Annotated in this window: 19 protein-coding genes; 15 read left to right on the top strand and 4 right to left on the bottom strand. The window is 70.0% G+C overall.

Annotated features, from left to right (window positions below; translation table 11 throughout):
* The first annotated feature begins 11 nt into the window (after nt 1-11).
* The 3 genes from Ate02nite_RS16960 (at nt 12) to Ate02nite_RS16950 (ending at nt 3,922) form a co-directional block, all read left to right on the top strand.
* Nucleotides 12-614 carry a hypothetical protein gene (locus Ate02nite_RS16960; protein WP_203806857.1) on the top strand — a complete coding sequence of 201 codons (603 nt, stop codon included), beginning with the start codon at nt 12-14 and terminating at the stop codon, nt 612-614.
* Between the two features lie 113 nt (nt 615-727).
* Nucleotides 728-3,490: a helix-turn-helix transcriptional regulator gene (locus Ate02nite_RS16955; protein ID WP_203806460.1), complete on the top strand. Its 2,763-nt coding sequence runs from the start codon at nt 728-730 to the stop codon at nt 3,488-3,490.
* Nucleotides 3,491-3,664: 174 nt separating this feature from the next.
* Complete coding sequence (locus Ate02nite_RS16950; protein WP_203806457.1) at nt 3,665-3,922, top strand: hypothetical protein; 258 nt, start codon at nt 3,665-3,667, stop codon at nt 3,920-3,922.
* Here the strand turns inward: Ate02nite_RS16950 and Ate02nite_RS16945 are convergent.
* Both Ate02nite_RS16945 and Ate02nite_RS16940 read right to left on the bottom strand, forming a co-directional pair.
* Complete coding sequence (locus tag Ate02nite_RS16945; RefSeq protein WP_203806455.1) at nt 3,910-4,923, bottom strand: TerC/Alx family metal homeostasis membrane protein; 1,014 nt, start codon at nt 4,921-4,923, stop codon at nt 3,910-3,912. The genes Ate02nite_RS16950 and Ate02nite_RS16945 overlap by 13 nt on opposite strands.
* Before the next feature lie 82 nt (nt 4,924-5,005).
* Nucleotides 5,006-5,767, bottom strand: a complete 762-nt coding sequence (locus tag Ate02nite_RS16940) for a dioxygenase family protein (protein WP_203806855.1) — start codon at nt 5,765-5,767, stop codon at nt 5,006-5,008.
* Between the two features lie 447 nt (nt 5,768-6,214).
* Here Ate02nite_RS16940 and Ate02nite_RS16935 point away from each other — a divergent pair, with 447 nt between their 5' ends.
* From Ate02nite_RS16935 to Ate02nite_RS16925, 3 genes are all read left to right on the top strand, one after another.
* Nucleotides 6,215-6,865: a GOLPH3/VPS74 family protein gene (locus tag Ate02nite_RS16935; RefSeq protein ID WP_203806453.1), complete on the top strand. Its 651-nt coding sequence runs from the start codon at nt 6,215-6,217 to the stop codon at nt 6,863-6,865.
* A gap of 49 nt (nt 6,866-6,914) precedes the next feature.
* Entirely contained in the window at nt 6,915-8,435 is a 1,521-nt protein-coding gene (locus tag Ate02nite_RS16930; protein WP_239147467.1) for an APC family permease, read from the top strand.
* Nucleotides 8,436-8,508: 73 nt separating this feature from the next.
* On the top strand, nt 8,509-9,114 hold the full coding sequence (locus tag Ate02nite_RS16925) for a GNAT family N-acetyltransferase (RefSeq protein WP_203806449.1): 606 nt from the start codon (nt 8,509-8,511) through the stop codon (nt 9,112-9,114).
* A 64-nt stretch (nt 9,115-9,178) separates the two neighbouring features.
* Here Ate02nite_RS16925 and Ate02nite_RS16920 read toward each other — a convergent pair whose 3' ends face one another.
* A complete protein-coding gene (locus Ate02nite_RS16920; RefSeq protein ID WP_239147466.1) occupies nt 9,179-10,897 on the bottom strand; it encodes a serine/threonine-protein kinase in 1,719 nt (572 codons plus the stop codon).
* A gap of 156 nt (nt 10,898-11,053) precedes the next feature.
* A complete protein-coding gene (locus Ate02nite_RS16915; RefSeq protein WP_203806447.1) occupies nt 11,054-11,806 on the bottom strand; it encodes a GntR family transcriptional regulator in 753 nt (250 codons plus the stop codon).
* A 225-nt stretch (nt 11,807-12,031) separates the two neighbouring features.
* Here Ate02nite_RS16915 and iolC point away from each other — a divergent pair, with 225 nt between their 5' ends.
* Genes iolC through Ate02nite_RS16870 form a run of 9 tightly spaced genes read left to right on the top strand, consistent with a single transcriptional unit; the run spans nt 12,032 to nt 21,914 of the window.
* Entirely contained in the window at nt 12,032-12,988 is a 957-nt protein-coding gene (iolC, locus tag Ate02nite_RS16910; RefSeq protein WP_203806445.1) for a 5-dehydro-2-deoxygluconokinase, read from the top strand.
* Nucleotides 12,981-13,850 (top strand): Cgl0159 family (beta/alpha)8-fold protein, encoded by an 870-nt coding sequence (locus tag Ate02nite_RS16905; protein ID WP_203806443.1) that lies wholly within the window; start codon nt 12,981-12,983, stop codon nt 13,848-13,850. Before iolC ends, Ate02nite_RS16905 begins: the two co-directional genes overlap by 8 nt.
* Nucleotides 13,847-14,743, top strand: coding sequence for a 5-deoxy-glucuronate isomerase (gene iolB, locus Ate02nite_RS16900; protein ID WP_203806441.1), 897 nt, complete (start codon nt 13,847-13,849; stop codon nt 14,741-14,743). The genes Ate02nite_RS16905 and iolB overlap by 4 nt, the downstream gene beginning before the upstream one ends.
* On the top strand, nt 14,740-16,593 hold the full coding sequence (iolD, locus tag Ate02nite_RS16895; protein WP_203806439.1) for a 3D-(3,5/4)-trihydroxycyclohexane-1,2-dione acylhydrolase (decyclizing): 1,854 nt from the start codon (nt 14,740-14,742) through the stop codon (nt 16,591-16,593). The genes iolB and iolD overlap by 4 nt, the downstream gene beginning before the upstream one ends.
* A gap of 8 nt (nt 16,594-16,601) precedes the next feature.
* Nucleotides 16,602-18,098 (top strand): CoA-acylating methylmalonate-semialdehyde dehydrogenase, encoded by a 1,497-nt coding sequence (locus Ate02nite_RS16890; RefSeq protein ID WP_203806437.1) that lies wholly within the window; start codon nt 16,602-16,604, stop codon nt 18,096-18,098.
* 13 nt (nt 18,099-18,111) lie between these two features.
* Nucleotides 18,112-19,059 (top strand): TIM barrel protein, encoded by a 948-nt coding sequence (locus Ate02nite_RS16885; RefSeq protein ID WP_203806435.1) that lies wholly within the window; start codon nt 18,112-18,114, stop codon nt 19,057-19,059.
* Nucleotides 19,046-20,038, top strand: a complete 993-nt coding sequence (locus Ate02nite_RS16880) for a sugar ABC transporter substrate-binding protein (protein WP_203806433.1) — start codon at nt 19,046-19,048, stop codon at nt 20,036-20,038. The genes Ate02nite_RS16885 and Ate02nite_RS16880 overlap by 14 nt, the downstream gene beginning before the upstream one ends.
* A gap of 4 nt (nt 20,039-20,042) precedes the next feature.
* A complete protein-coding gene (locus Ate02nite_RS16875) occupies nt 20,043-21,092 on the top strand; it encodes an ABC transporter permease (protein ID WP_203806431.1) in 1,050 nt (349 codons plus the stop codon).
* Nucleotides 21,093-21,095: 3 nt separating this feature from the next.
* Entirely contained in the window at nt 21,096-21,914 is an 819-nt protein-coding gene (locus Ate02nite_RS16870) for an ATP-binding cassette domain-containing protein (protein WP_203806429.1), read from the top strand.
* The last annotated feature ends 1 nt before the right edge of the window (nt 21,915 follow it).

Genomic DNA, 21,915 nt, shown 5'->3' with positions numbered 1-21,915 from the left:
CTGTGAACCGGATGAATGACGACACCGCCATAATCTCCACCATTCCCACCGACCCGGAACTCGACGACCCGCGCGACGACGACCTGGCCAAGGAACTGGCCAAGGCCGCGCCCAAGAAGTGGTGGAACAAGGCGACCATCGTGCTCGCCGCGTCCGCGCTGCTGGTCGGCGGTTTCGTCGGCGGCCTGCAGGCGCAGAAGCAGTGGGGCACCAGCAGCACCAACGCGGCCGGCGGAGCGCGCGCGGGCGGCTTCGGCGCCGGCGGCACCGGAACCGGAGCCGGACGGTACGGCGGGGGTACGGGCACCGGCGCCGGCGCGTACGGCGGCGGCTTCCCCGGTGGCGGCACCGGGACCGCCCCGCAGGCGGGCGCGACCACCGCCGCGGCCGCCGGTACGACCGGAACCGTCAAACTCGTGAACGGGACGACGATCTACGTGCAGACGCCGGACGGCGATGTGGTGACGGTCAAGACCGATGGCAAGACGTCGGTGTCGACCGCCACCAAGGGCAAGCTTTCCGACGTGAAGGCCGGACAGTCGATCACCGTCGAGGGTGCTACCGGCACCGACGGCACGGTCACGGCCACCTCGGTGACCTCTACACCTAAATAGATCGATGTGAAGTATGTGACAAGGTCAATATCTTGTCATATTCGAAAGCATTGATGGGCGCCCCCTGGGTTCCTACGCTGAGAGCCAGCTCGGACCTAGGGGGTGACTCTCGCGTGCAGGCCGACGCGACCACCCTGCGCGGTCGCGCCGCACTCCTCGCCGCCGTCGACCATCGGCTGGCCATCGGAGGCGGCGTAGCCCTCCACGGCCCGGCCGGTATCGGTAAGACCGCGGTGCTCGACGCGGTCGCGACCGGTGCGTCCGCCCGGGGCGAGCTGGTGCTGCGGCTGCGGCCGGTGCGCACCGAGCGCTCCCTGCCGTACGCCGGGATCGCCGACCTGGTGTCGCAGCTGCCGGAGGAGGCCGCCGCGGCCCTGCCACCCGCCCAGCGTGCCGTGCTGGCCGCCCTGCGGCAGGGGCTGCCGCCGCGCGGCGGCACCGCGGCGCTGGTCCGTCGCCTGGTCCTGCCGTCGCTGCTGGCCCACTGCGCCCGGCGCCGGGCCGTGCTGCTGGTGCTCGACGACGCCCAGTGGCTCGACGCCGAGTCGGCCGAGATGATCGGCTTCGCGATGCGCCGCCGCCCCGGCCCGAAGGTGCGGGTGCTCGCCGCCCAGCGCCGCCCCGACCCGGCCGGCAAGCGCCGCGCCGCCCGGCTGTGCCCGGCGCCCGTACTCGAACTGGCTGTGCCCCCGCTCGAGGCCAACGACCTGACCGCCCTGCTGGAGGCCCGCGGCCTGCCCTGCCGCACGGCCAGCCGGATGCATGAGGCCAGCGCCGGCAACCCGTTCCTGGCCCTGGCCCTCGGCGCGGCGCTGGCCCCCGGACCGGCTTGGCGGCCGGCCGCGATCCCGGAGGCCGCCCGTGAACTGCTGCGCGACCGGCTCCGCGCGCTGCCGCCCGAGGTGACCGGCACGCTGCTGGTGGCGGCCCTGGCCACCGAGCCGACCACCACCGTGCTGCGGCGGGCCGGTCGCGACGACGCCGACCGCGACCTTCGGGTGGCCGCCGCGGGCGGGACGGTCGAGCTGGACGGCGAGGCGATCCGGTTCACCCCGCCGCTGCTGGCCCAGGTGCTCGCCGAGGAGTCCACCGCCGCCCAGCGGTCGGCCGTGCACGCCTCGCTCGCGGCCGGCGCGATCGAACCCGTCGAAGCTCTTCGGCACCGGGCCCTGCGCACCTCCCGGCCGGACGCGACCGTCGCCCGGTCGCTGGCCGCCGCGGCCGACCGGTGCGCTGAGCGGGGAGCCGGCCGCACCGCCGCCGAGCTCTACCTGCTGGCCGCCGACCGCTGCCCGCACACCCTCGCCGACCAGCGGCTGGACTGGCTGGTGGTGGCCGCCCGCACCGCGCTCACCGGCGGTGCGTCGGCGCTGGCCGGCCGGGCCGCCGAGGCGGTGATCGCGGGCGACGCCCCGGCCGGGCACCGGGTGCGCGCCCGCCTGGTGCTGCTCGACCTGGCCGGGCAGGCGATCGCCGAGATGGGCGAGACGTTCGCGGCCGCGCTGGCCGAGGCCGGCGACGACCCAGCCCTGCTCGCCCCGATCCGGTTGCGGCTCACCTGGGCCGCGTTCCTGACCGGCGACCCGGACCGGGCCGCCACCGAGGCCGGCCGCACCGTCGACGCCGCCCGGCAGGCCGGCGACCCGACCACCGAGGCGATGGCGCTCAGCCTGATCGCCCAGGTGCAGCGGCTGCGCGGCGAGGCCCGCTGGACCGCGACCCTGAGCCAGGCCCTCGAACTGCCGGCCACCCCGGCCCCGGACTGGCTGCACTACGGGCCGCGTTACATGGCGGCCCGGTTCGCCATGATGGACGACCGGGTCGACGAGGCCCGGGAAGAGCTGCTCAAGCTGCTGGTGGTGGCCGAGCACGACCGGATCGGCGAGGCCCGGGTCGAGGTGCTGCGCAGCCTGTCCGAGGTGGCCACCCGGGCCGGCCGCTGCCGTGACGCCCTGCAGTACGCCCACCGGGCGGTCGAGGCCGCCCAGTACGCCGGGCTCAGCCCCGGCCCGACCTGGTACACGGCGGCGGTCGCCGAGCAGGCCGGCGGCAGTCTGGCCGCCGCGGCCGGGTTCGCCCGCCGGGGCGTGCGTGCCTCCGAACAGGAGGGCGACAGCCTCTACCTGCGACGCAACCTGCACGCCCTGGGCCAGGCCGAGCTGCGGGCGGGGGAGACCCGGGCCGGGGTCGCCACCCTGCGCCGGCTGCGCGACCTGGAGGCCGAGTCCGGCGGGGCCGACCCGATGATCGTGCGCTGGCACGGCGACCTGGCCGGTGGGCTGGCCGCGCTGGGCGAGCACACCGAGGCGGCCGCCATCCTGGCCGAGGCGCGGGCGGCCGCGCACCGGCTCGGCAACAACCCCGGCACGGTCGGATACCTCGACCGGGCCACCGCCGTGGTGCTCTCCGAGAGCGGGCACGCCGACTCGGCCGTGGTGCTGTCGGCCGCCGCCGCCCAGCACTTCGAGCAGCTGCACCAGCCGATCGAGCAGGGACACGCGCTGCTGGTGCAGGGCGGGGCCGAACGGCGCCGGCGACGGTACGCGGCGGCCCGGATGGCGATCAGCGCGGCGCTGACCATCTTCCTGGCCGCCGACGCCAAGCCCTGGGCCGAGCAGACCGAGCGGGCGCTGGCCCGCACCGAGGGCAACTCGGCCCCGGCCGACTTCGGCCTGACCTCGACCGAGTTGAAGATCGCCGGCCTGGTCCGGGACGGCGCCAGCAACCGGGAGATCGCCACCCAGCTCTACCTCAGCGTCAAGACCGTGGAGGCGACGCTGACCCGGGTCTACCGCAAGCTCGGGGTGCGCTCCCGCACCCAGTTGCTGTCCCGTCTGCAGACCCCCGAGGTGTCCGAAGTCACCACCACCGTCTGAGCTGCACATTGTCGACGGAGAGTGACCCCGGCGACATGGATTCGGTGGCCCGGGTCACTTTTGGATCGGGAGTTTTACCTGCTTGATTTGGGGAAGAAGCGCCGGTGGAGGATCGTTGTGAACGAAGGCGACGAAGCCTATCGCCACTACGATCCGTATAGGAGACCAGCCATCATGCAGCTCTCCAGGAGAATCCGCGACGCGCGTACCACTCTGGCCAACCGCCGGACCATGCGCGTCCAAACCCGCCGGCTCGCCGACGAGCTCGCCTCTTTCCGCACCACCGCCGAGCGCGCCGAACTGGACGAGCTCCTCAGCCGGCACAGCAGCGAGGAGACCCGGGAGATCCGGGCCATCCTCTACCGCCAGGACATCGAGCGTCAGCAGTCCGCCGCCCGGCAGACCGCCGGCCTCGGCGGTTACCTCGGCTGAGGTTTCTGCTCCTCCACCGTTGAACCGGCCCGGACGCTGCCCGCATGGGCCTTCGCGTCCGGGTCTTTGCGTACCTTGACCAGGCTCGCCACCGTGGTGACGACCAGGACCGTGACGATCACGCCGAGCGAGAGCCCGATGCTGACCTCGGGCACCGAGTCGCTGATGTCCTTGTGCGCCCAGTGCAGCACCAGCTTGACGCCGATGAAGCCCAGGATGATCGACAGGCCGGTGGACAGGTAGACCAGGCGGTCGAGCAGACCCTTCACCAGGAAGAACAGGGCGCGCAGGCCGAGCAGGGCGAAAGCGTTGGCGACGAAGACGATGTACGCCTCGTCGGTCACGCCGAACACCGCCGGGATCGAGTCGAGCGCGAACAGCAGGTCGGAGCCGCCGATCGCGACAAGCACCAGGAACAGCGGGGTGAACATCCGCTTGCCGTCGATCCGGGTGATCATCTTGCCGCCGACGTAGTCGTCGGTCAGCGGCAGCAGCCGGCGGCCGGTGCGGACCACGATGTTGTTCTCGATGTCCGGATCCTCGTCGCGGTGCCGGAACAGCTGCACGCCGGTCCAGATCAGCAGCAGGCCGAACAGCAGGAACGTGAACGAGAACAGATTGAGCAGGGTCGCGCCGAGCGCGATGAAGATGACCCGGAGCACCAGCGCGATGATGATGCCGAAGGTCAGCACCTCCTGCTGATATTTCTCCGGCACGGCGAACGTCGCCATGATGATCACGAAGACGAAGAGGTTGTCGACCGAGAGGCTCTTCTCGACGATGTAGCCGGCGTAGTACTGGGCGCCGTAGTCCCAGCCGGCCACTATGCCGAAGACGACGCCGAAACCGACCGCCACCGCGATGTAGAAGGCGGACCAGGCGGCCGCCTCGCGGAAACCGACGGCGTGCGGTCGCAGCACGCCGAGGGTCAGGTCGAGGGCGAGCAGGGCGACGATGACACCGATGGTCAGCGTCCAGCCGAGCGCGGTGACCTCAAGCATTAAGGGGAACCTCCGGGCTGATCAAGCGGGGTGATTCCTTTGAATTGTCCCCGCTTCCCCTGGGAAGTACCTGATAAACGGCCTACGCGACCTGGAAAGACCGCTTCGAGAGGCCCATCCAGAAGCCCTCGATCGGCTGCTCCGGCGCCCGCTCCGGGTCGTCGGCGGCGCCCAGCGTCAGGAACATCGGCGCGAAGTGCTCGATCGTCGGGTGCGCGAACGGCATGCCGGGCGCCCGGTCGCGGAAGTCGGCCAGCTCGTCGACGGCCCCGCGGGCCAGGGTCTCGGCGGTCCAGGCGTCGAACTCGCGGGACCAGCCGGGGGCGGCCGCGTCGGTGCGCCAGTCACGCAGGAACGGCAGGCCGTGGGTGGTGAAGCCGGAACCGACGATCAGCACGCCCTCGTCGCGCAGCGGGGCGAGCCGGCGCCCCAGCTCCAGGAGCCGGTCGGGCTCGAGGGTGGGCAGCGACATCTGCAGCACCGGGATGTCGGCGTCGGGGTACATCACGGTGAGCGGCACATACGCCCCGTGGTCCAGGCCTCGGTTGGTGCGGGCGACGTGCTCGCTGTCCGGCATCAGCTTCTCGATGCGGGTGGCCAGCTCCGGAGCGCCGGGGGCGGTGTAGGTCGTCTCGTAGTAGCGGCGCTCGAAGCCGCCGAAGTCGTAGACCAGCGGGACGGTCTCGGTGGCACCGAGCATCAGCGGCGCCGACTCCCAGTGGGCCGAGGCCATCAGGATCGCCTTCGGCCGGGGCAGGCCCGCGGTGAGCTCCTGCAGCTGGGCGACCCAGCGCGCGTCGTCGACCAGGGGCGGGGCGCCGTGGCTGAGGAACAGGGCGGGCATGCGGCTCACGGGAAACCTCCGTTGAAGCTTCAACTAAGTGAGCCCAAGAGTACGCGGATTTACTTGCACCGTCAAATAGTTACTCTGCGTATACGTTAACGATCATCAATACTGTCCGTTATCAGTCGATTGCGCCCGACTCAAGCCATCGTTGTCGATCGACATGATCCACGCGGGGTAACCCGTACGGGGGTTAAATTCGTTTTACGTTCTCACGCATGTTTTTTAACGATCGCTGGTCAGAGGCTTTGTGCAGAATGCATTTTTTCGCCGACCACACCGGACCGAAAGTTGCTCCGCATAGGACGTTGCAACTTGCACCGGACGCTGGCATGCTACGCGATGTTGCGCAGGGGGGCGCTCAAAGTAACCAATAGCGACGAACGACGGAAACTACCGTCGGTAATCGCTGCCTGAAGTGACCGCACCACATAAGGAGGGCCCGGCGTGGCGTCGTCGCCGCAGCTTCCCCTCGCTGATGATCTGTTCCTGACCGCGCACGACACGGTCAAGGGCAAGTCCCTGCTGACGCCGGCCACTCTTGGCCTCGGGCTCGCAGCGGCACTTATCGGCGAACTCGTTTTCTGGCGGAGGCTGGACCTGATCGACGGAAAGCTTGCGCTTATCGACGATCGGCCGACCGGTGATCCGGCCACCACCGCCGTCCTCGACCAGCTGTTGCGCGAGGGACACCACCGGGCGATCCGCGACTGGATCTCCTTCCTGGCCACCGGCATCGCCACCGACCTGGTGGAACGCCGGTTGTCCCGGGCCGGACTGCTGCTGCGGCAGGAGAAACGCGGCCTGCTGGGCACCAAGGTGTCGTTCGTCCCCGCCGACTCCATGGTCGCCGGCTGGCCCGCCACCCGGATCCGCACCTTCATCGGCCGCGGTGAGCTGCTCGACGTCCCTGACCTGGTGCTCGGCGGTCTGATCATGGCCACCGGCCTTGATCAACACGTCTTCCTCACCCTCGACGCCCGTGGCCGCGGGCAGCTGTTCGATCAGTTCCGGCGGCGCCTTCCGGCCATGTTGCAGGATCTCGTCGCGCACACCGAGGCCTCGGTCGGCGACGCCGTCATGGCCCGGCGCGCCTGATCCACCCCACCCCCTCGATAACCCCCTCAACCCCCTCATGGAGACACGCGTGTCCACCACCGCATCACCGCCGCAGAGCCAGCTTTCATCAGCATTGGCACGCGACCGCCTCGGCGTCGCCGCGGTGGTCTTCTTCGTCATGTCCGCGGCCGCGCCGCTGACCGTGGTCGCGGGCGTCGTGCCCACCGGCCTCGCGGTCACCGGCCTGACCGGCATCTCCATTGCGTTCATCGCCATGGCCGTCGTTCTCGCGCTCTTCGCGGTCGGCTATGTCGCCATGTCCCGCCACATCGCCAACGCGGGCGCCTTCTACGCGTACATCTCGCAGGGCATCGGCCGGCCGGTCGGCGTGGGCGCCGCCTGGCTCGCGCTGCTCGCCTACAACTGCTTCCAGATCGCCGCGTACGGCGGTTTCGGCGCGATCGCGCAGCCGCTGTTCAAGGACTGGTTCGGCGTCGACATCCAGTGGTGGATCCTGGCCCTGGTCTGCTGGGCGATCACCGCCATCCTGGGTGTGCGCGACGTCGCGGTCAACGGCAAGGTGCTCGCCACCCTGCTGGTCGCCGAGATCATCCTGGTCGTGGTGTTCAGCTTCGCCGACCTGTTCTCGCCGAGCTTCCACGCCTCGTCCGCCCCGCTCGACCTGGGCAGTCTGGTCGGCGCCGGGTCCGGTGCACTGCTGGCCATGGCGATCACCGGCTTCGTCGGCTTCGAGCAGTCCGTGGTGTTCTCCGAGGAGTCGCGCGACCCACGGCGCACCGTCTCGAGGGCCACCTACATCTCGATCGCGCTGATCGCCCTGCTGTACGGCTTCGCCGCCTGGGCGATGATCTCCGCTGCCGGTGACGACGTGGTCGGCCGGGCCGGCAACGAGGGTCCCGACCTGTTCTTCAACGTGGCATCCGACCAGCTCGGCACCACGGCAATTCACCTCGGCCACGCGCTGTTCCTGACCTCGCTGATCGCCGCGATGATCTCGTTCCACAACATCATCTCGCGGTACACCTTCTCGCTCGGCCGCGAGGGCGTGCTGCCGCGCGCCTTCGGCCGCACCGTGCCGGGCACCGGCGCGCCCAAGAACGGCTCGCTCGCCCAGTCGGCGCTCGGCCTGATCGTCCTGGTGCTCTACGCGGTCATGGGCTGGGACCCGCTGGTCCAGATGTTCTTCTGGGGCGGCTCGGCCGGCGGCATCGGCGTTCTGCTGCTGATCACCGTCACCTCGATCGCGGTCATCGGCTACTTCGCCAAGAACCCGACCGGCGAGGACTTCTGGCACCGCATCGGCGCCCCGGTCCTCGGCACCATCCTGCTGCTGGTCATGAGCTACCTGGCGCTGGCCAACATCGCCACCCTGTTCGGCGTCGAGCCGGGCAGCACGCCGACCTGGGTCGTTCCGCTGGCCTACGCCGTGATCGCTCTCGCCGGCATCATCTGGGCGCTGATCCTGCGCAGCAGCCGCCCCGACGTCTACTCCGGCATCGGTCTCGGCGCCCGCAGCGCGACCTCCGCCGGTGGCGGCGGCGGTGGCTTCGCCGCCGCGCTCGCCGGTGACCAGGGGTCGCACTCGTGAGCGAGCGCAGCGAGCGAACCATTGGGCTCAGCACGGTTTGTCGCGTCGGTTCGGAGCGAAGCGGAGAATCGGCGTGACGGAATACCCCGAGATCCGGTCGGCCCGCGAGGACGAGCTCGGTGCGGTCGGGCACCTGATCAGCCAGTCCTTCTTCCACCTCGGCGCCTGTGAGTACCTGGTGCCGCCGCTGGAGGACCGGCTGCAGGTGCACACCGACTACTTCACCCTGCTCACCGAGCACGCGAACAACTACGGACGGGTCGACGTGATCGACGACCCGGCCGGTAACGGGCTGGCGGCCACCGCCGTCTGGTTCGACTACACGCGTGAGGCGCCCGACCCGCCGAACTACGACGAGCGCCTGCGGGCCCTGGCCGGCGAGTACCTCGACCGGTTCGAGGCACTCGACGTGCTCTTCGCGGCACACCACCCGCACGACCCTCATTGGCACCTCGCGTTCCTGGCGGTGCACGCCGACCACCAGGAGCACGGTCTCGGTGGCAAGCTGATGAAGCGCACCCACGACGAGCTCGACGCGCTGGGTGTTCCGCAGTACCTGGAGGCGACGAACGCCAACAACGTGCGTCTCTACCGGCGGACGGGCTACTCCGACATGGAGCCGTTCGAGATGCCGCTGCCGGACGGCACGCCGTTCTTCCGGATGTGGCGCAAGGTCTGACGCACCGGCCTTTGCCGCGAGGGGGCGTGACCACCGTCCGGTCACGTCCCTTCGCGCTGTCCGGCTACCAGTCGAACGCCGGGCCGCGGGCACTTCCGGCCGGCAGCAGCGGGCGCTCGGTGTACCGCCAGCTCTGCGCCACCACGTAACGTCCGCCGCGTGGCGGGTTCAGGTCGGCCGGCCCGCAGCTGTGCTTCAGGGCAAAATCGGTGAACATCAAACCCTTGCAGACGTACGGGCCGGCCACCACCTCGTCGCTGTCCGCGTCCCGTACGGTCAGCGAGACGTCGGCCTGGATGCCGGGGGCCGCCTCGATCTGACCCATCACCCGGACCACCGGGCCCTCGGCGTGACATGGCCGGGCCAGCACCGGATGACCGAGCGCCCAGCTGTACTCGTCGCCGCAGTGCCACGGCCCGAACTCGACCTTCGCGCCCGCCTGCACCGGGCCGGCCGAAACACCGGCCGAGACCTCAGCCTTCTTGGCTTTCCGGGGTGCGCCCGGCTGGTCCGGTGCGGGGCCGAGCGCGGCGGTGCCGCCGGTGAGCGCGGCCGGTTGACCGATCGGGAGTGCGGACGGGAGTGGACCGGCCGGTTTCGCCGGGTCGGCGCCGGCCACCCCGGCAGCACCGCTCGCGGCCGGGGTGCTCGGCAGAACCGGCTGGAGCGCCGACACCGCCGGGTTCCCCGGTTTGTTGATCAGCTTCCAGGCGTTGAAGCCGCCCAGGCCGGAGAGCACCACGGCCGCCGCCACCAGGGTGGCCATCAGGCCGTGCCGGCGGAACATCCAGGACCGTGGGCCGTTGCGCGGTGGTCTTCGTCGGGCCGCGGGCCGGAGCGACGGATGCGGCACACCCAACTGGGCGGTCACCCCGTACGCCTGATCGGAAGCGGCCGTGACCGACGCCAGAGCCGGCAGCCCGGCCACCTGCCGGGCCAGCTCCCGCAGCGCGGTTTCGAGTTCGCCGGCCGAAGGGCGGCGGGCCGGGTCCTTGTCCATGCACCACTCGATCAGCGACCACACCGCCGGCGGCATGTCCGGGTGCGGCACCGGCGTCTCCTCGAGGTGCTTGCGCAGCACCGCGTAGGGCTCACCGGAGTACGGCGGATGGCCGGTGACCAGCTCGAACAGCACGACACCGGCGGAGTAGACGTCGGACGCCGGCTCGGCCTCGCCACGAACCGCCTCGGGCGACATGTAGTGCGGGGTGCCGACGATCGCCTGGGGCGTGGTCAGGCCGGCCGTGTTGAGCACCCGGGCGATGCCGAAATCGGTCAACCGGACCTCGGGCCGGCCGTCCTTACCGTCCTGCAGCAGGATGTTGTCCGGCTTCACGTCCCGGTGCACCACGCCCAGCTCGTGGGCCTGGGCGAGGGCCGCCGCGACCTGGGCGAGAACGTCGGCGGCCTCGGCCGGCGGCAGGGTTCCGGCCGCGTGCAGCCGGTTGCGCAGGCTGCCGCCGCTGACGTAGTCCATCACCAGGGCGAGCGAGCCGCCCACGCTGAACAGGTCGTGCACGCCGACGATGTTCTCGTGCCGCATCATCATCAGGATGGTGCGTTCCTGGACGAAGCGGATGACCAGTTTCGGTTGCCGCAACAGTCCCTCGTGGAGCAGCTTCACCGCCACGGCCTCGCCGGTCGACCGGTCGATGCCGCGCCACACGGTGCCGGTGGCGCCGTGCCCGACCGGGCAGACGAGCACGTAGGAGTTACCGACGCAGCGTCCGCTCAGATCGGCGGTAGCGGCTGCGTCGCCGCTCGTGGAGAGGGATGACTGCACGTGGCGCCGTCCTTCCGAGATCGGGGGCGTGGCCGATCGTGCTGATCGATCCCGGTCCGGAGCAACTTGCAGCGTCCGTTCTGTCAGGAATGGTGAGTAGCGGCTACCGACCGTTTCCGAGGGTTCGGCTCGCTCGTTTCACTTTCAGTTCGTAGCTCAGCCCGCCGACAGGTTGAGCTCGAAGCTGTAGCGGCTGGCCCGGTAGAGGTGGCTGCCGTACTCCAGGGCCCGGCCGCGGTCGTCCCAGGCGGTGCGGGCCATGGTCAGCAGCGAGGCGCCGCGCTTCTCGCCGAGCATGTTGGCCTCGGCCATTGTCGCGTTGCGGGCGCCGATCACCTGGGTGGCCATCCGCGGCACCCGGCCGGCCCGGCGCAGAAGCTCGTAGAGGCCGCGCACCTCGAGTTCCTCGTGCTTGAAGTCGAGAATGTCGAGCGGGATGGCGTTGTGCATCAGGGCGAGTGGCTCGTCACCGGCGTAACGCAGGCGCTCGATCAAGGTCACCTCGGCTCCGGGCACCAGGTTGAGGGCGGCGGCCACTTTTGCGTCGGCCGGCACGACCTTGAGGCTGAGGACGGCGGTGCGTGGGCGCTGGTCGCCGGCGATCAGGTCGTCGTAGAGGCTGGACAGCTCGACCGGGCGGCGCACCTTGGGGTGCACGACCTGGGTGCCGACGCCCCGTTTGCGCACCAGCATGCCGCGCTCGACGAGGTATTGGATCGCGCGGCGCGTCGTCGGGCGGGAGACGCCGAGCCGGTCGGCCAGGTCCACCTCGTTCTCGATGCGGTCGCCGACACCGATCTCACCGGACTCGATGAGCTCCTGCAAACGCGTCGCCACCTGGTAATACAGCGGCACCGGGCTTGTCCGGTCAACCTCGACCGGGCGCACCGGGGTTGGATCGGATGTCACGACATTCCCCCAATGAATTTCGATGTCTGCACAAGACTTTGTCAGGACAAAGTATTGACGTAAGAGACCTCACGTTATTACATCGAGGGCAGCAAACATAGCGTCGCCGGTCGGCTACCGACGGCTTCCACCGCTTCTTCATCGCGCCGTAACGAGCACGGCACTCGGCACGCTTCGTCGTGCCCAAATTCTGAGCATTCGCCGGGAATCAGCGAAGGGACTCGCATGCCCGCCGACGAGGTACTGACGATGGGACGCATCGGCGTCGACCTGTACCCACAACAGATCGGGGTCTCCCTGCGCGAGGTGCGCACCTTCGCGAAGTTCCTCGGCGGCAGTGCGTCCAACGTGGCCGTCGCGGCCGCCCGGTACGGCCGGCGCACGGCGTTGATCACTCGCACCGGCGCCGACCCGTTCGGCGAGTTCCTGCACGACGCGCTGCACGGCTTCGGAGTGGACGATCGTTTCGTCACGCCGGTCGCGACGCTGCCGACCCCGGTGACGTTCTGCGAGATCTTCCCGCCGGACGACTTCCCGCTCTACTTCTACCGTTTCCCGAAGGCCCCCGACCTGGAGATCAACGAGTCCGAACTGGACCTTGACGCGATCCGGGCGGCCGGCATCTTCTGGATCACCGGGACCGGCCTGTCCCAGGAGCCGTCGCGCTCGGCCACGCTGGCCGCGCTGCGCGCCCGGGACCGGGCCGGCACCACGGTCTTCGACCTGGACTACCGGCCGATGTTCTGGGAGTCCCGGGAGACGGCCCGCCGGTGGTACGCGGAGGCCCTGCCCTACGCGACCGTCGCGGTCGGCAACCTCGACGAGGCCGACACCGCCGTCGGCGTGCGCACCCCGGCCGAGGCGGCCGACGCGCTGCACGCCGCCGGGGTCGAGCTGGCCGTCATCAAACAGGGCCCCAAGGGCGTGCTCGCCTCGCGGAAGAACGGCGAGCGGGTGGAGGTTCCGCCGGTCCCGGTCGACGTGGTCAACGGCCTCGGCGCCGGCGACGCGTTCGGCGGTGCGCTGTGCCACGGCCTGCTGGCCGGCTGGGAACTCGGGGCGACGATGCGCTTCGCCAACGCCGCCGGAGCCATCGTCGCCTCGCGACTGTCCTGCGCCGACGCCATGCCCACCGAGGCCGAGGTCCGCACCCTGCTCGGCGAGGAGGTCCGCAGTGCCTGAGTTCGCTGATCTTCTCGCGGTGCGCACGACGCGGCCGGATGCGATTGCCGAGGCGTCGGCGGCGCGGCGGCGGCCGGTGAGCCTGTTCGGGACGCACGGGAAGATGATGATCATCGCGGCCGACCACCCGGCCCGAGGGGCGCTGCGGGCCGGGGCCGACCCGCTCGCCATGGCCAACCGGGTCGATCTGCTCGACCGGCTGCGCACCGCGCTCGGCCGGCCCGGCGTCAACGGAGTGCTCGGCACCCCGGACATCCTCGAAGATCTACTGCTGCTCGGCGCGCTCGACGACAAGGTCGTGATCGGGTCGATGAACCGGGGCGGGCTGGCCGGGACGACGTTCGAGATGGACGACCGGTTCACCGCCTACGACGCCGGCAGCATCGCGGCCGCCGGGCTCGAGGGCGGCAAGATGCTGCTGCGTATCGACCCGGACGATGCCGGCACGGTGGCCACCCTGGAGGCCTGCGGCAACGCGGTGACCGACCTGGCCGCGCACCGGCGGATGGCGATGGTGGAGCCGTTCATCTCGCACCGGGTGGACGGGCGGGTGCGCAACGACCTGACCCCCGAGGCGATGATCCGGGCGATGACGGTGGCCGCCGGGCTGGGCAACACGTCCGCCTACACCTGGCTGAAGGTGCCGGTGGTGCCGGACATGGAACGGGTGATGGCGGCGACCACGCTGCCGGCGCTGATCCTCGGCGGCGAGGTGTCCGACGACGCCTCCGGGGCGTATGCCCAGTGGGCCAAGGCGCTCAGCCAGCCGACCGTGCAGGGCCTGGTCATCGGGCGCTCGCTGCTCTATCCCGCGACGGGCGGCGTCGCCGACGCGGTGGACCGGGCGGTGGGGCTGTTATGACACTGCGGGCCAGGGTCAACCCGCTGATGCGGCGGGGGAGCACCGCCGACAAGCCGTTCGAGACGGTGGTGTCGCCGGAGAACGCCGGGTGGCGGTACAGCGGGCTGCGGGTGCTCGATCTGCCGATCGGGGCGCGGGCGCGGTTCTACACCGGGCACGACGAGATGCTCGTGCTGCCGCTGTCCGGGGGTTGCGACGTCACCTGCGACGACGAGCGGGTCACGCTGACCGGGCGGCGGTCGGTGTTCTCCCGGGTCACCGACTTCGCGTACGTGCCGCGGGACTCGGCGGTGACCGTGCGGGCGCCCAACGGCGGGCGGTTCGCGCTGCCGTCGGCGCGGGCCGAGAACCGGCTGCCGTTCCGCTACGGGCCGGCCGAGGACGTGCCGGTCGAGCTGCGCGGCGCCGGGCAGGCCAGCCGGCAGGTCAACAACTTCTGCACGCCGGAGAGCTTCGAGGCCGACCGGCTGATCGCCTGCGAGGTGCTCACCCCGGGCGGCAACTGGTCGTCCTACCCGCCGCACAAGCACGACGAGGTCGGCGAGGGGGAGTCCAACCTGGAGGAGATCTACTACTTCGAGGTGGCGCCCTCGCCGGCGGGCGGTGCCGGGTGCGGCTTCCAGCGGGTGTACGGCCACCCGGACCGCCCGATCGACGTCTGCTCCGAGGTGCGCTCCGGCGACGTGGTGCTGATCCCGTACGGCTGGCACGGGCCGTCGATGGCCGCCCCCGGTTACGACCTCTACTACCTGAACGTGATGGCCGGGCCGGGCACCCGGGAGTGGCTGGTGCGCGACGACCCGGCGCACGGCTGGGTGCGCGGCTCCTGGGCCGGCGTCCCGGTCGACCCGCGCCTCCCGCTGACCTCCGACAAGGAAAGGACTCGCTCGTGAAACTCACCGTCGGCCAGGCCGTCGTCCGGTTCCTGGCCAACCAGTGGACCGAGCGCGACGGAGTGGAACAGCGCACGATCGCCGGGTGCTTCGGCATCTTCGGCCACGGCAACGTCGCCGGCATCGGCCAGGCCTTGCTGCAGGCGCAGCGCACCGGGGAGGCCGGCCTGCCCTATCACCTGGCCCGCAACGAGCAGGCGATGGTGCACGCGGCGGCCGGCTTCGCCCGGATGAAGAACCGGCTGTCCACGATGGCCTGCACCGCGTCCATCGGGCCGGGCTCGACCAACATGCTCACCGGGGCGGCCCTGGCGACCGTCAACCGGTTGCCCGTACTCCTGCTGCCTTCCGATGTTTTTGCCACCAGGGCCGCCTCGCCGGTGTTGCAGGAGTTGGAGGACCCGCGGTCCTACGACGTGAGCGTCAACGACGCGTTCCGGCCGCTGTCCCGGTTCTTCGACCGGATCTGGCGGCCCGAGCAGCTGCCGTCGGCGCTGCTGGCCGCGATGCGGGTGCTGACCGACCCGGTGGAGACCGGCGCGGTCACCCTCTGCCTTCCCCAGGACGTGCAGGCCGAGGCGTACGACTTCCCGGACGCACTGTTCGCCAAGCGGGTCTGGCACGTGGCTCGTCCGCTGGGCGAACCGGCCGCGGTGGAACGCGCGGCCGAGGTGCTGCGGAACGCCCAGCGGCCGCTGCTGATCGCCGGTGGGGGAGTCATCTACAGCGAGGCGTCGGGCGAGCTGGATCAGTTCGCCCGGGAGACCGGCATCCCGGTCGCCGACACCCAGGCCGGCAAGGGCGCGCTCAGTTGGGACCACCCCAACTCGGTGGGCGGCGTCGGCTCGACCGGCACCCCGGTCGCCAACCGGCTGGCCCGGGACGCCGACGTGATCATCGGGGTGGGCACTCGCTACAGCGACTTCACCACCGCCTCCCGGACCGCGTTCGCCAACCCGGACGTGCAGTTCATCAACATCAACGTGGCCGGGTTCGACGCGGCCAAGCAGTCCGCGCACCCGATCGTCGCGGACGCCCGGAACGGTCTGTCCGAGCTGCTCTCCGCGCTGGATGGCAAGAGGTTCCCGACCGGTTACCGGGTCGGCGTCGCCGAGTGGCAGGTGACGGTGGACGCCGCGTACCGCATGGGGCATGGACCGCTGCCCGCTCAGGCCGAGGTGATCGGGGTGGTCAACGAAGCGTGCGCAGCACGCGATGTGGTGGTGCAGGCGGCCGGCAGCATGCCGGGCGATCTGCAGCTGCTGTGGCGGGCCCGGGATCCGAAGCAGTACCACGTCGAGTACGGCTTCTCCTGCATGGGTTTCGAGATCGCCGGTGCGCTCGGCATCAAGATGGCCGACCCCAGCCGCGAGGTGTACGCGCTGGTCGGCGACGGCTCCTACCTGATGATGTCGCAGGAGATCGTGACCGCGATTTCCGAGGGCATCAAGCTGATCGTGGTCCTGGTGCAGAACCACGGGTTCGCCTCGATCGGCGCGCTGTCGGAGTCGCTCGGCTCGCAGCGGTTCGGCACCAGCTACCGCTATCGCGGCGCCGACCAGGACTACGACGGCGGCCTGCTGCCGGTGGATCTCGCGGCCAACGCGGAGAGCCTCGGCGCCAACGTCATCCGCTGCCGCACGATCGCCGACCTGCGCGACGGCCTCAAGAAGGCGCGCGAGGCGGAGCGGCTCACGGTCGTGCACATCGAGACCGACCCGCTCTCGCCGGTGCCGTCCTCGGAGTCGTGGTGGGACGTGCCAGTTCCGGAAATTTCCGACCTGTCGACTACGCAGGCGGCGCGCGGGGTTTACGACACCGCCAAGCGCGGCCAGCGGATCTACCTCTAAGGAATCCGATGTCAACGATCGAGCACTGGATCGGCGGATCGTTCACCGCCGGGTCCGGCAGTCGCCGGGGACCGGTCTTCAACCCGGCCACCGGCGAGCAGCAGCACGAGGTGGTTCTGGCCACCAGGAACGACGTCGACGCGGCGGTTTCCGCGGCCAGGCAGGCCTTCGAGAGCTGGAGCCAGGCCTCGCTCAGCAAGCGCACGAAGATCCTGTTCAACTTCCGCGAGCTGGTCAACGCCCGGGTCGGCGAGATCGCCGAACTGGTGTCGGACGAGCACGGCAAGGTGCTCTCGGACGCGGCCGGCGAGGTGCAGCGCGGCCTCGAGGTGATCGAGTTCGCCTGCGGCATCCCGGAACTGCTCAAGGGTTCCTTCACCGACCAGGCGTCCACCGGGGTGGACGTGTTCAGCTTCCGCGAACCGCTCGGCGTGTGCGCCGGGATCACCCCGTTCAACTTCCCGGCCATGGTGCCGATGTGGATGCACCCGGTCGCCATCGCCTGCGGCAACACGTTCGTGCTCAAGCCCAGCGAGCGGGACCCGTCGGCGTCCAACTACGTGGCCGGGCTGTGGCGCGAGGCCGGGCTTCCGGACGGGGTCTTCAACGTCCTGCACGGCGACAAGGAGGCGGTCGACGGCCTCCTGCAGCACCCGGACGTCGCGGCCGTCTCGTTCGTCGGCTCGACCCCGATCGCCCGGTACATCCACCAGGAGGGCACCGCGGCCGGCAAACGGGTGCAGGCCCTCGGCGGAGCCAAGAACCACGCCATCATCCTGCCCGACGCCGACCTCGACTTCGCCGCCCAGCACCTGGTCGCGGCGGCGTTCGGGTCGGCCGGGGAGCGGTGCATGGCGATCTCGGCGGCGGTCGCGGTCGGCAGCGCCGGGGACACCCTGATGGACCTGGTGTCCCGCAAGGCCGCCGAGATCAAGGTGGGCCCGGGCCGCGATCCCCGCTCGGAGATGGGGCCGGTCATCACCGCGGCCGCCAAGGAACGCATCGAGTCGCTGATCGGCACCGGCGAGAAGCAGGGCGCGAAGCTGCTCGTCGACGGGCGCGGTCTGGCCGTGAAAGACCACGAGAACGGCTTCTTCGTCGGGCCGACCGTCATCGACCAGGTGCAGCCGTCGATGGACGTCTACACCGAGGAGATCTTCGGGCCGGTGCTGTCCACCGTGCGGGCCGACGACGTGGACAGCGCGATCGACCTGCTCAACAGCAACCCGTACGGCAACGGCACCGCGATCTTCACCAGCAGCGGCGAGGCCGCCCGCCGGTTCCAGCGGGGCGTACGCGTCGGGATGATCGGCATCAACGTCCCCATCCCGGTGCCGATGGCCTACTACTCCTTCGGCGGATGGAAGGACTCGCTCTTCGGCGACAAGCACATCCACGGTCCCGAAGGGGTCTCGTTCTACACCCGCGGCAAGGTCGTGACCTCGCGGTGGCCGCACGTGGACCACGCGTCCGGCGCCTCCCTGCACTTCCCGACAGCTAGCTGACAAAGGGTTCCTCATGGAGATTCGTCACCTGCAATTAGGTTCCTGCCCCGACTCGTGGGGTGTGTGGTTCGCCGACGACCCCCGGCAGACCCCCTGGCAGCGGTTCCTCGACGAGATGGTCGCCTCCGGTTACCACTGGCTGGAGCTCGGCCCGTACGGATATCTGCCGACCGACCCCTCCCGGCTGCGCGATGAGCTGGAGTCCCGCGGGTTGTCGGTGGCCGGTGGCACCGTCGCCGGGGCCGGCGGCCCGCACAAGGACTTCGGCGCGGTCGTCGAGGCCACCCGTAAGGTCGCCGAGCTGACCGCCGCGGTCGGCGGGAAGAACGTCGTCTTCGTGCCGGTGCCCGGCTATCGCGACGACGTCACCGGCGCCTACCGCGAGCCGGCCGGCCTGGACGCCGACCAGTGGAAGACGCTGACCGACAACAGCAACACCCTCGGCCGGATCCTGCTCGAGGAGTACGGCGTACATATGCGCTTCCACCCGCACGCCGACTACCAGGTGGAGACCCAGGAGCAGACCGAGCGCTTCCTGGCCGAGACCGACCCCCGGTTCGTCTCGCTGTGCCTGGACACCGGGCACCTCGCGTACCGCAACGCCGACGTCCCCGGGCTGATCCGGAAGTACCCGGAACGGGTGGGCTACGTGCACATCAAGCAGATGGACCCGGCGATCGCCGCTCGCGCCGCTGCCGAGGACCTGGCGTTCGGCCAGGCCGTGGCCATGGGTGCCAGCGTCGAGCCGCCCTCCGGCAGCCCGGACGTGCCGGCCGTGATGGACGCGCTGAGCGAACTCGACGCCGAACTGTTCGTCGTGGTCGAGCAGGACATGTACCCGATCGCCTTCGACGTGCCGCTGCCGATCGCGCAGCGGACTCGTACCTACCTCAACTCCGTCGGCCTCCACTCCCGGGCCGGCACCGTCCAACATGAGGAGACACCCGATGATCCGGCTTAGCCGTACCCTCCGGTTCGCCGCCGCCCTGTCCGTCACCGCCCTCGCGGCCGCGGCCTGCAGCGGCGGCGGCCGCGAGAAGACCGACGACACCGACACCGCGGGTGGCAACGCCGCCGGCAGTACCGGTTACACGATCGCGTTCATCACCCACGAGACGCCCGGCGACACCTTCTGGGACAAGGTCAAGAACGGTGCCCAGCAGGCGGCCAAGGACACCGGGGTCACCATCAAGTACTCCAACGACCCGGAGGCACCCAAGCAGGCCGTGCTCATCCAGAACGCGGTCGACTCCAAGGTCAACGGCATCGCCACCACCCTGGTCACCCCGGACGCCCTGGCCGGCTCGGTGAAGGCGGCCACCGACGCCGGCATCCCGGTGGTCGGCTTCAACTCCGGCATCGACGACTACCAGCGGCTCGGCGCACTGATGTACTTCGGCTCGGACGAGACACTGGCCGGAACCGCCGCCGGCAAGCGGATCGCCGAAGCCGGCGGCAAGCACCCGCTGTGCGTGATCCAGCAGACCGGGTCGGTCGCCCTCGAGGCGCGCTGCAAGGGCGTGCTGAGTTCGGCTCCGGGCACCGAGAACATCCAGGTCAACGGGGCCGACGACGCGGCCGTGACGTCGACGCTGCAGGCCAAGCTGGCGCAGGACAAGACGATCGACTACATCGTGACGCTCGGCGCCCCGCAGGCGATCGACGCGCTCAAGGCGATCGAGCAGGCCGGCAGCTCGGCCAAGGTGGTCACCTTCGACCTCAACCAGGAGGCGGCCCAGGACATCAAGGACGGCAAGATCGTCTTCTCGATCGACCAGCAGCCGTACGTCCAGGGCTACATGGCCGTCACGTCGCTGTACCTGAACATCAAGAACGGCAACGACATCGGTGGCGGCAAGGCCGTGCTGACCGGTCCGTCCTTCGTGGACAAGGACAACATCGACAAGATCATCCCCTTCACCAAGAACAACACGCGGTGACGTCATGACTTCGACGATTGAAGCGCCCGCGCCGGCGGCCGGCCGGGTCAAACTGGGACTCTCCAACCGCCTGCTGGCCCGGCCCGAGATCGGCGCCCTGGTCGCCGCCGTGATCATCTTCATCTTCTTCCTGTCGCTCGCGCCGTCGTTCCGGTCGGCCGAGTCGTTCTTCACCGTGCTCTACCAGTCGTCGGTGATCGGCATCGTCGCCTGCGGGGTCGGCCTGCTGATGATCGGCGGCGAGTTCGACCTGTCGGCCGGCGTCATCGTCTACACGGCCGGCCTGTTCAACTCGATGTTCTGCTGGTACTTCGGGGTGAACCTGTGGATCGGCGCGTTCCTGTCACTGGCGTTCTGCCTGCTGATCGGGTTCCTGAACGGCTATCTGGTGATGCGCACCGGGATCCCCAGCTTCCTGATCACGCTGGGCACGTTCTTCGTGCTGCAGGGCGCCAACCTGGGCGTCACCAAGCTGGTCACCAAGACCGTCTCCAGCCTCGACGTCAGCAACATCGACGGTTACGACTCGCTGGGGAAGGTCTTCTCGTCGAGCTTCAAGGTCGGCTCGGTGACGGTCTGGACCTCGGTGATCTGGTGGATCCTGTTCGTGGCCCTGGCCACCTGGGCCCTGCAACGCACCCGGGTCGGTAACTGGATCTTCGCGGTCGGCGGCAACCCGGACAGCGCGCGAGCCGTCGGGGTGCCCGTCCTGCGTACCAAGATCGGGCTCTTCATGACGGTGTCGTTCCTGGGGTGGTTCGTCGGGATGCACCAGCTGTACCGGTTCAACACGCTGCAGGCCGGCGGCGGCGTCGGCAACGAGTTCCTCTACATCATCGCCGCGGTGGTCGGCGGCACCCTGCTGACCGGCGGTTTCGGCAACTCGATCGGCGTCGCGATCGGCGCGTTCATCTTCGGCATGACCAGCCTCGGCATCATCTACGCCGGCTGGGACCCGAACTGGTTCAAGGCGTTCCTCGGCGTGATGCTGCTGCTCGCCGTACTCGTGAATTTGTATGTGAAGCGGATGTCCACGATGCGGAAGGTGGGCTGAGCCATGACCGACACCCTTGCCTCCCATGCGGATCAGGGCCTTCATCGGGGCGAGCCGCTCATCGAGATGGAGGAGGTCGGCAAGTCGTACGGCGCGATCCGGGCGCTGCGCGGCATCAACCTGCGGGTCAACGCGGGCGAGGTCACCTGCGTGCTCGGCGACAACGGGGCCGGCAAGTCGACGCTGATCAAAATCATGTCCGGGCTGCACCCGCACAACGAGGGCACGCTGCGCGTCGACGGCAAGCCGGAGACGTTCAGCAGCCCGCGCGAGGCCCTCGGGCACGGCATCGCCACCGTGTACCAGGACCTCGCGGTGGTGTCGCTCATGGAGGTCTGGCGCAACTTCTTCCTCGGCTCCGAACTCACCGCCGGGAAGTTCCCGCTGGCCGGGCTCAAGGTCCGGCAGATGCGGGAGATCGCCGACACCGAACTGCGCAAGATGGGCATCGTCGTCAAAGACATCAACCAGCCCATCGGTACGCTCTCCGGCGGTCAACGGCAGTGCGTCGCCATCGCCCGTGCCGTCTACTTCGGCGCCCGGGTGCTCATCCTCGACGAGCCGACCGCCGCGCTCGGCGTCAAGCAGTCCGGGGTGGTGCTCAAGTACGTGGCCGCGGCCCGCGCGGCCGGCCTCGGGGTCGTCTTCATCACCCACAACCCGCACCACGCCTACATGGTCGGGGACCACTTCGTGATCTTGAAGCTCGGCGAGACCACCCTCGACAAGACCCGCAAGGAGGTCAGCCTGGACGAGCTGACCACCCAGATGGCCGGCGGCGACGAGTTGGCCGAGCTGTCCCACGAACTCGGCCGGAAGTGAG

This window comes from Paractinoplanes tereljensis, assembly GCF_016862435.1.
Taxonomy (GTDB): Bacteria; Actinomycetota; Actinomycetes; order Mycobacteriales; family Micromonosporaceae; genus Actinoplanes; species Actinoplanes tereljensis.
The sequence above is the reverse complement of the archived record's forward strand: the minus strand, read 5'-3'. Positions and strand labels throughout refer to the sequence as shown.

What these genes read in the sequence shown, in the direction of transcription:
- Ate02nite_RS16870 (WP_203806429.1), top strand. Translation starts at nt 21,096, where the DNA reads ATGACCGACACCCTTGCCTCCCATGCGGATCAGGGCCTTCATCGGGGC.
- Ate02nite_RS16875 (WP_203806431.1), top strand. Translation starts at nt 20,043, where the DNA reads ATGACTTCGACGATTGAAGCGCCCGCGCCGGCGGCCGGCCGGGTCAAA.
- Ate02nite_RS16880 (WP_203806433.1), top strand. Translation starts at nt 19,046, where the DNA reads ATGATCCGGCTTAGCCGTACCCTCCGGTTCGCCGCCGCCCTGTCCGTC.
- Ate02nite_RS16950 (WP_203806457.1), top strand. Translation starts at nt 3,665, where the DNA reads ATGCAGCTCTCCAGGAGAATCCGCGACGCGCGTACCACTCTGGCCAAC.
- Ate02nite_RS16885 (WP_203806435.1), top strand. Translation starts at nt 18,112, where the DNA reads ATGGAGATTCGTCACCTGCAATTAGGTTCCTGCCCCGACTCGTGGGGT.
- Ate02nite_RS16960 (WP_203806857.1), top strand. Translation starts at nt 12, where the DNA reads ATGAATGACGACACCGCCATAATCTCCACCATTCCCACCGACCCGGAA.
- Ate02nite_RS16945 (WP_203806455.1), bottom strand. Translation starts at nt 4,923, where the DNA reads ATGCTTGAGGTCACCGCGCTCGGCTGGACGCTGACCATCGGTGTCATC.
- iolC (WP_203806445.1), top strand. Translation starts at nt 12,032, where the DNA reads ATGCCCGCCGACGAGGTACTGACGATGGGACGCATCGGCGTCGACCTG.
- iolB (WP_203806441.1), top strand. Translation starts at nt 13,847, where the DNA reads ATGACACTGCGGGCCAGGGTCAACCCGCTGATGCGGCGGGGGAGCACC.
- Ate02nite_RS16940 (WP_203806855.1), bottom strand. Translation starts at nt 5,767, where the DNA reads ATGCCCGCCCTGTTCCTCAGCCACGGCGCCCCGCCCCTGGTCGACGAC.
- Ate02nite_RS16890 (WP_203806437.1), top strand. Translation starts at nt 16,602, where the DNA reads ATGTCAACGATCGAGCACTGGATCGGCGGATCGTTCACCGCCGGGTCC.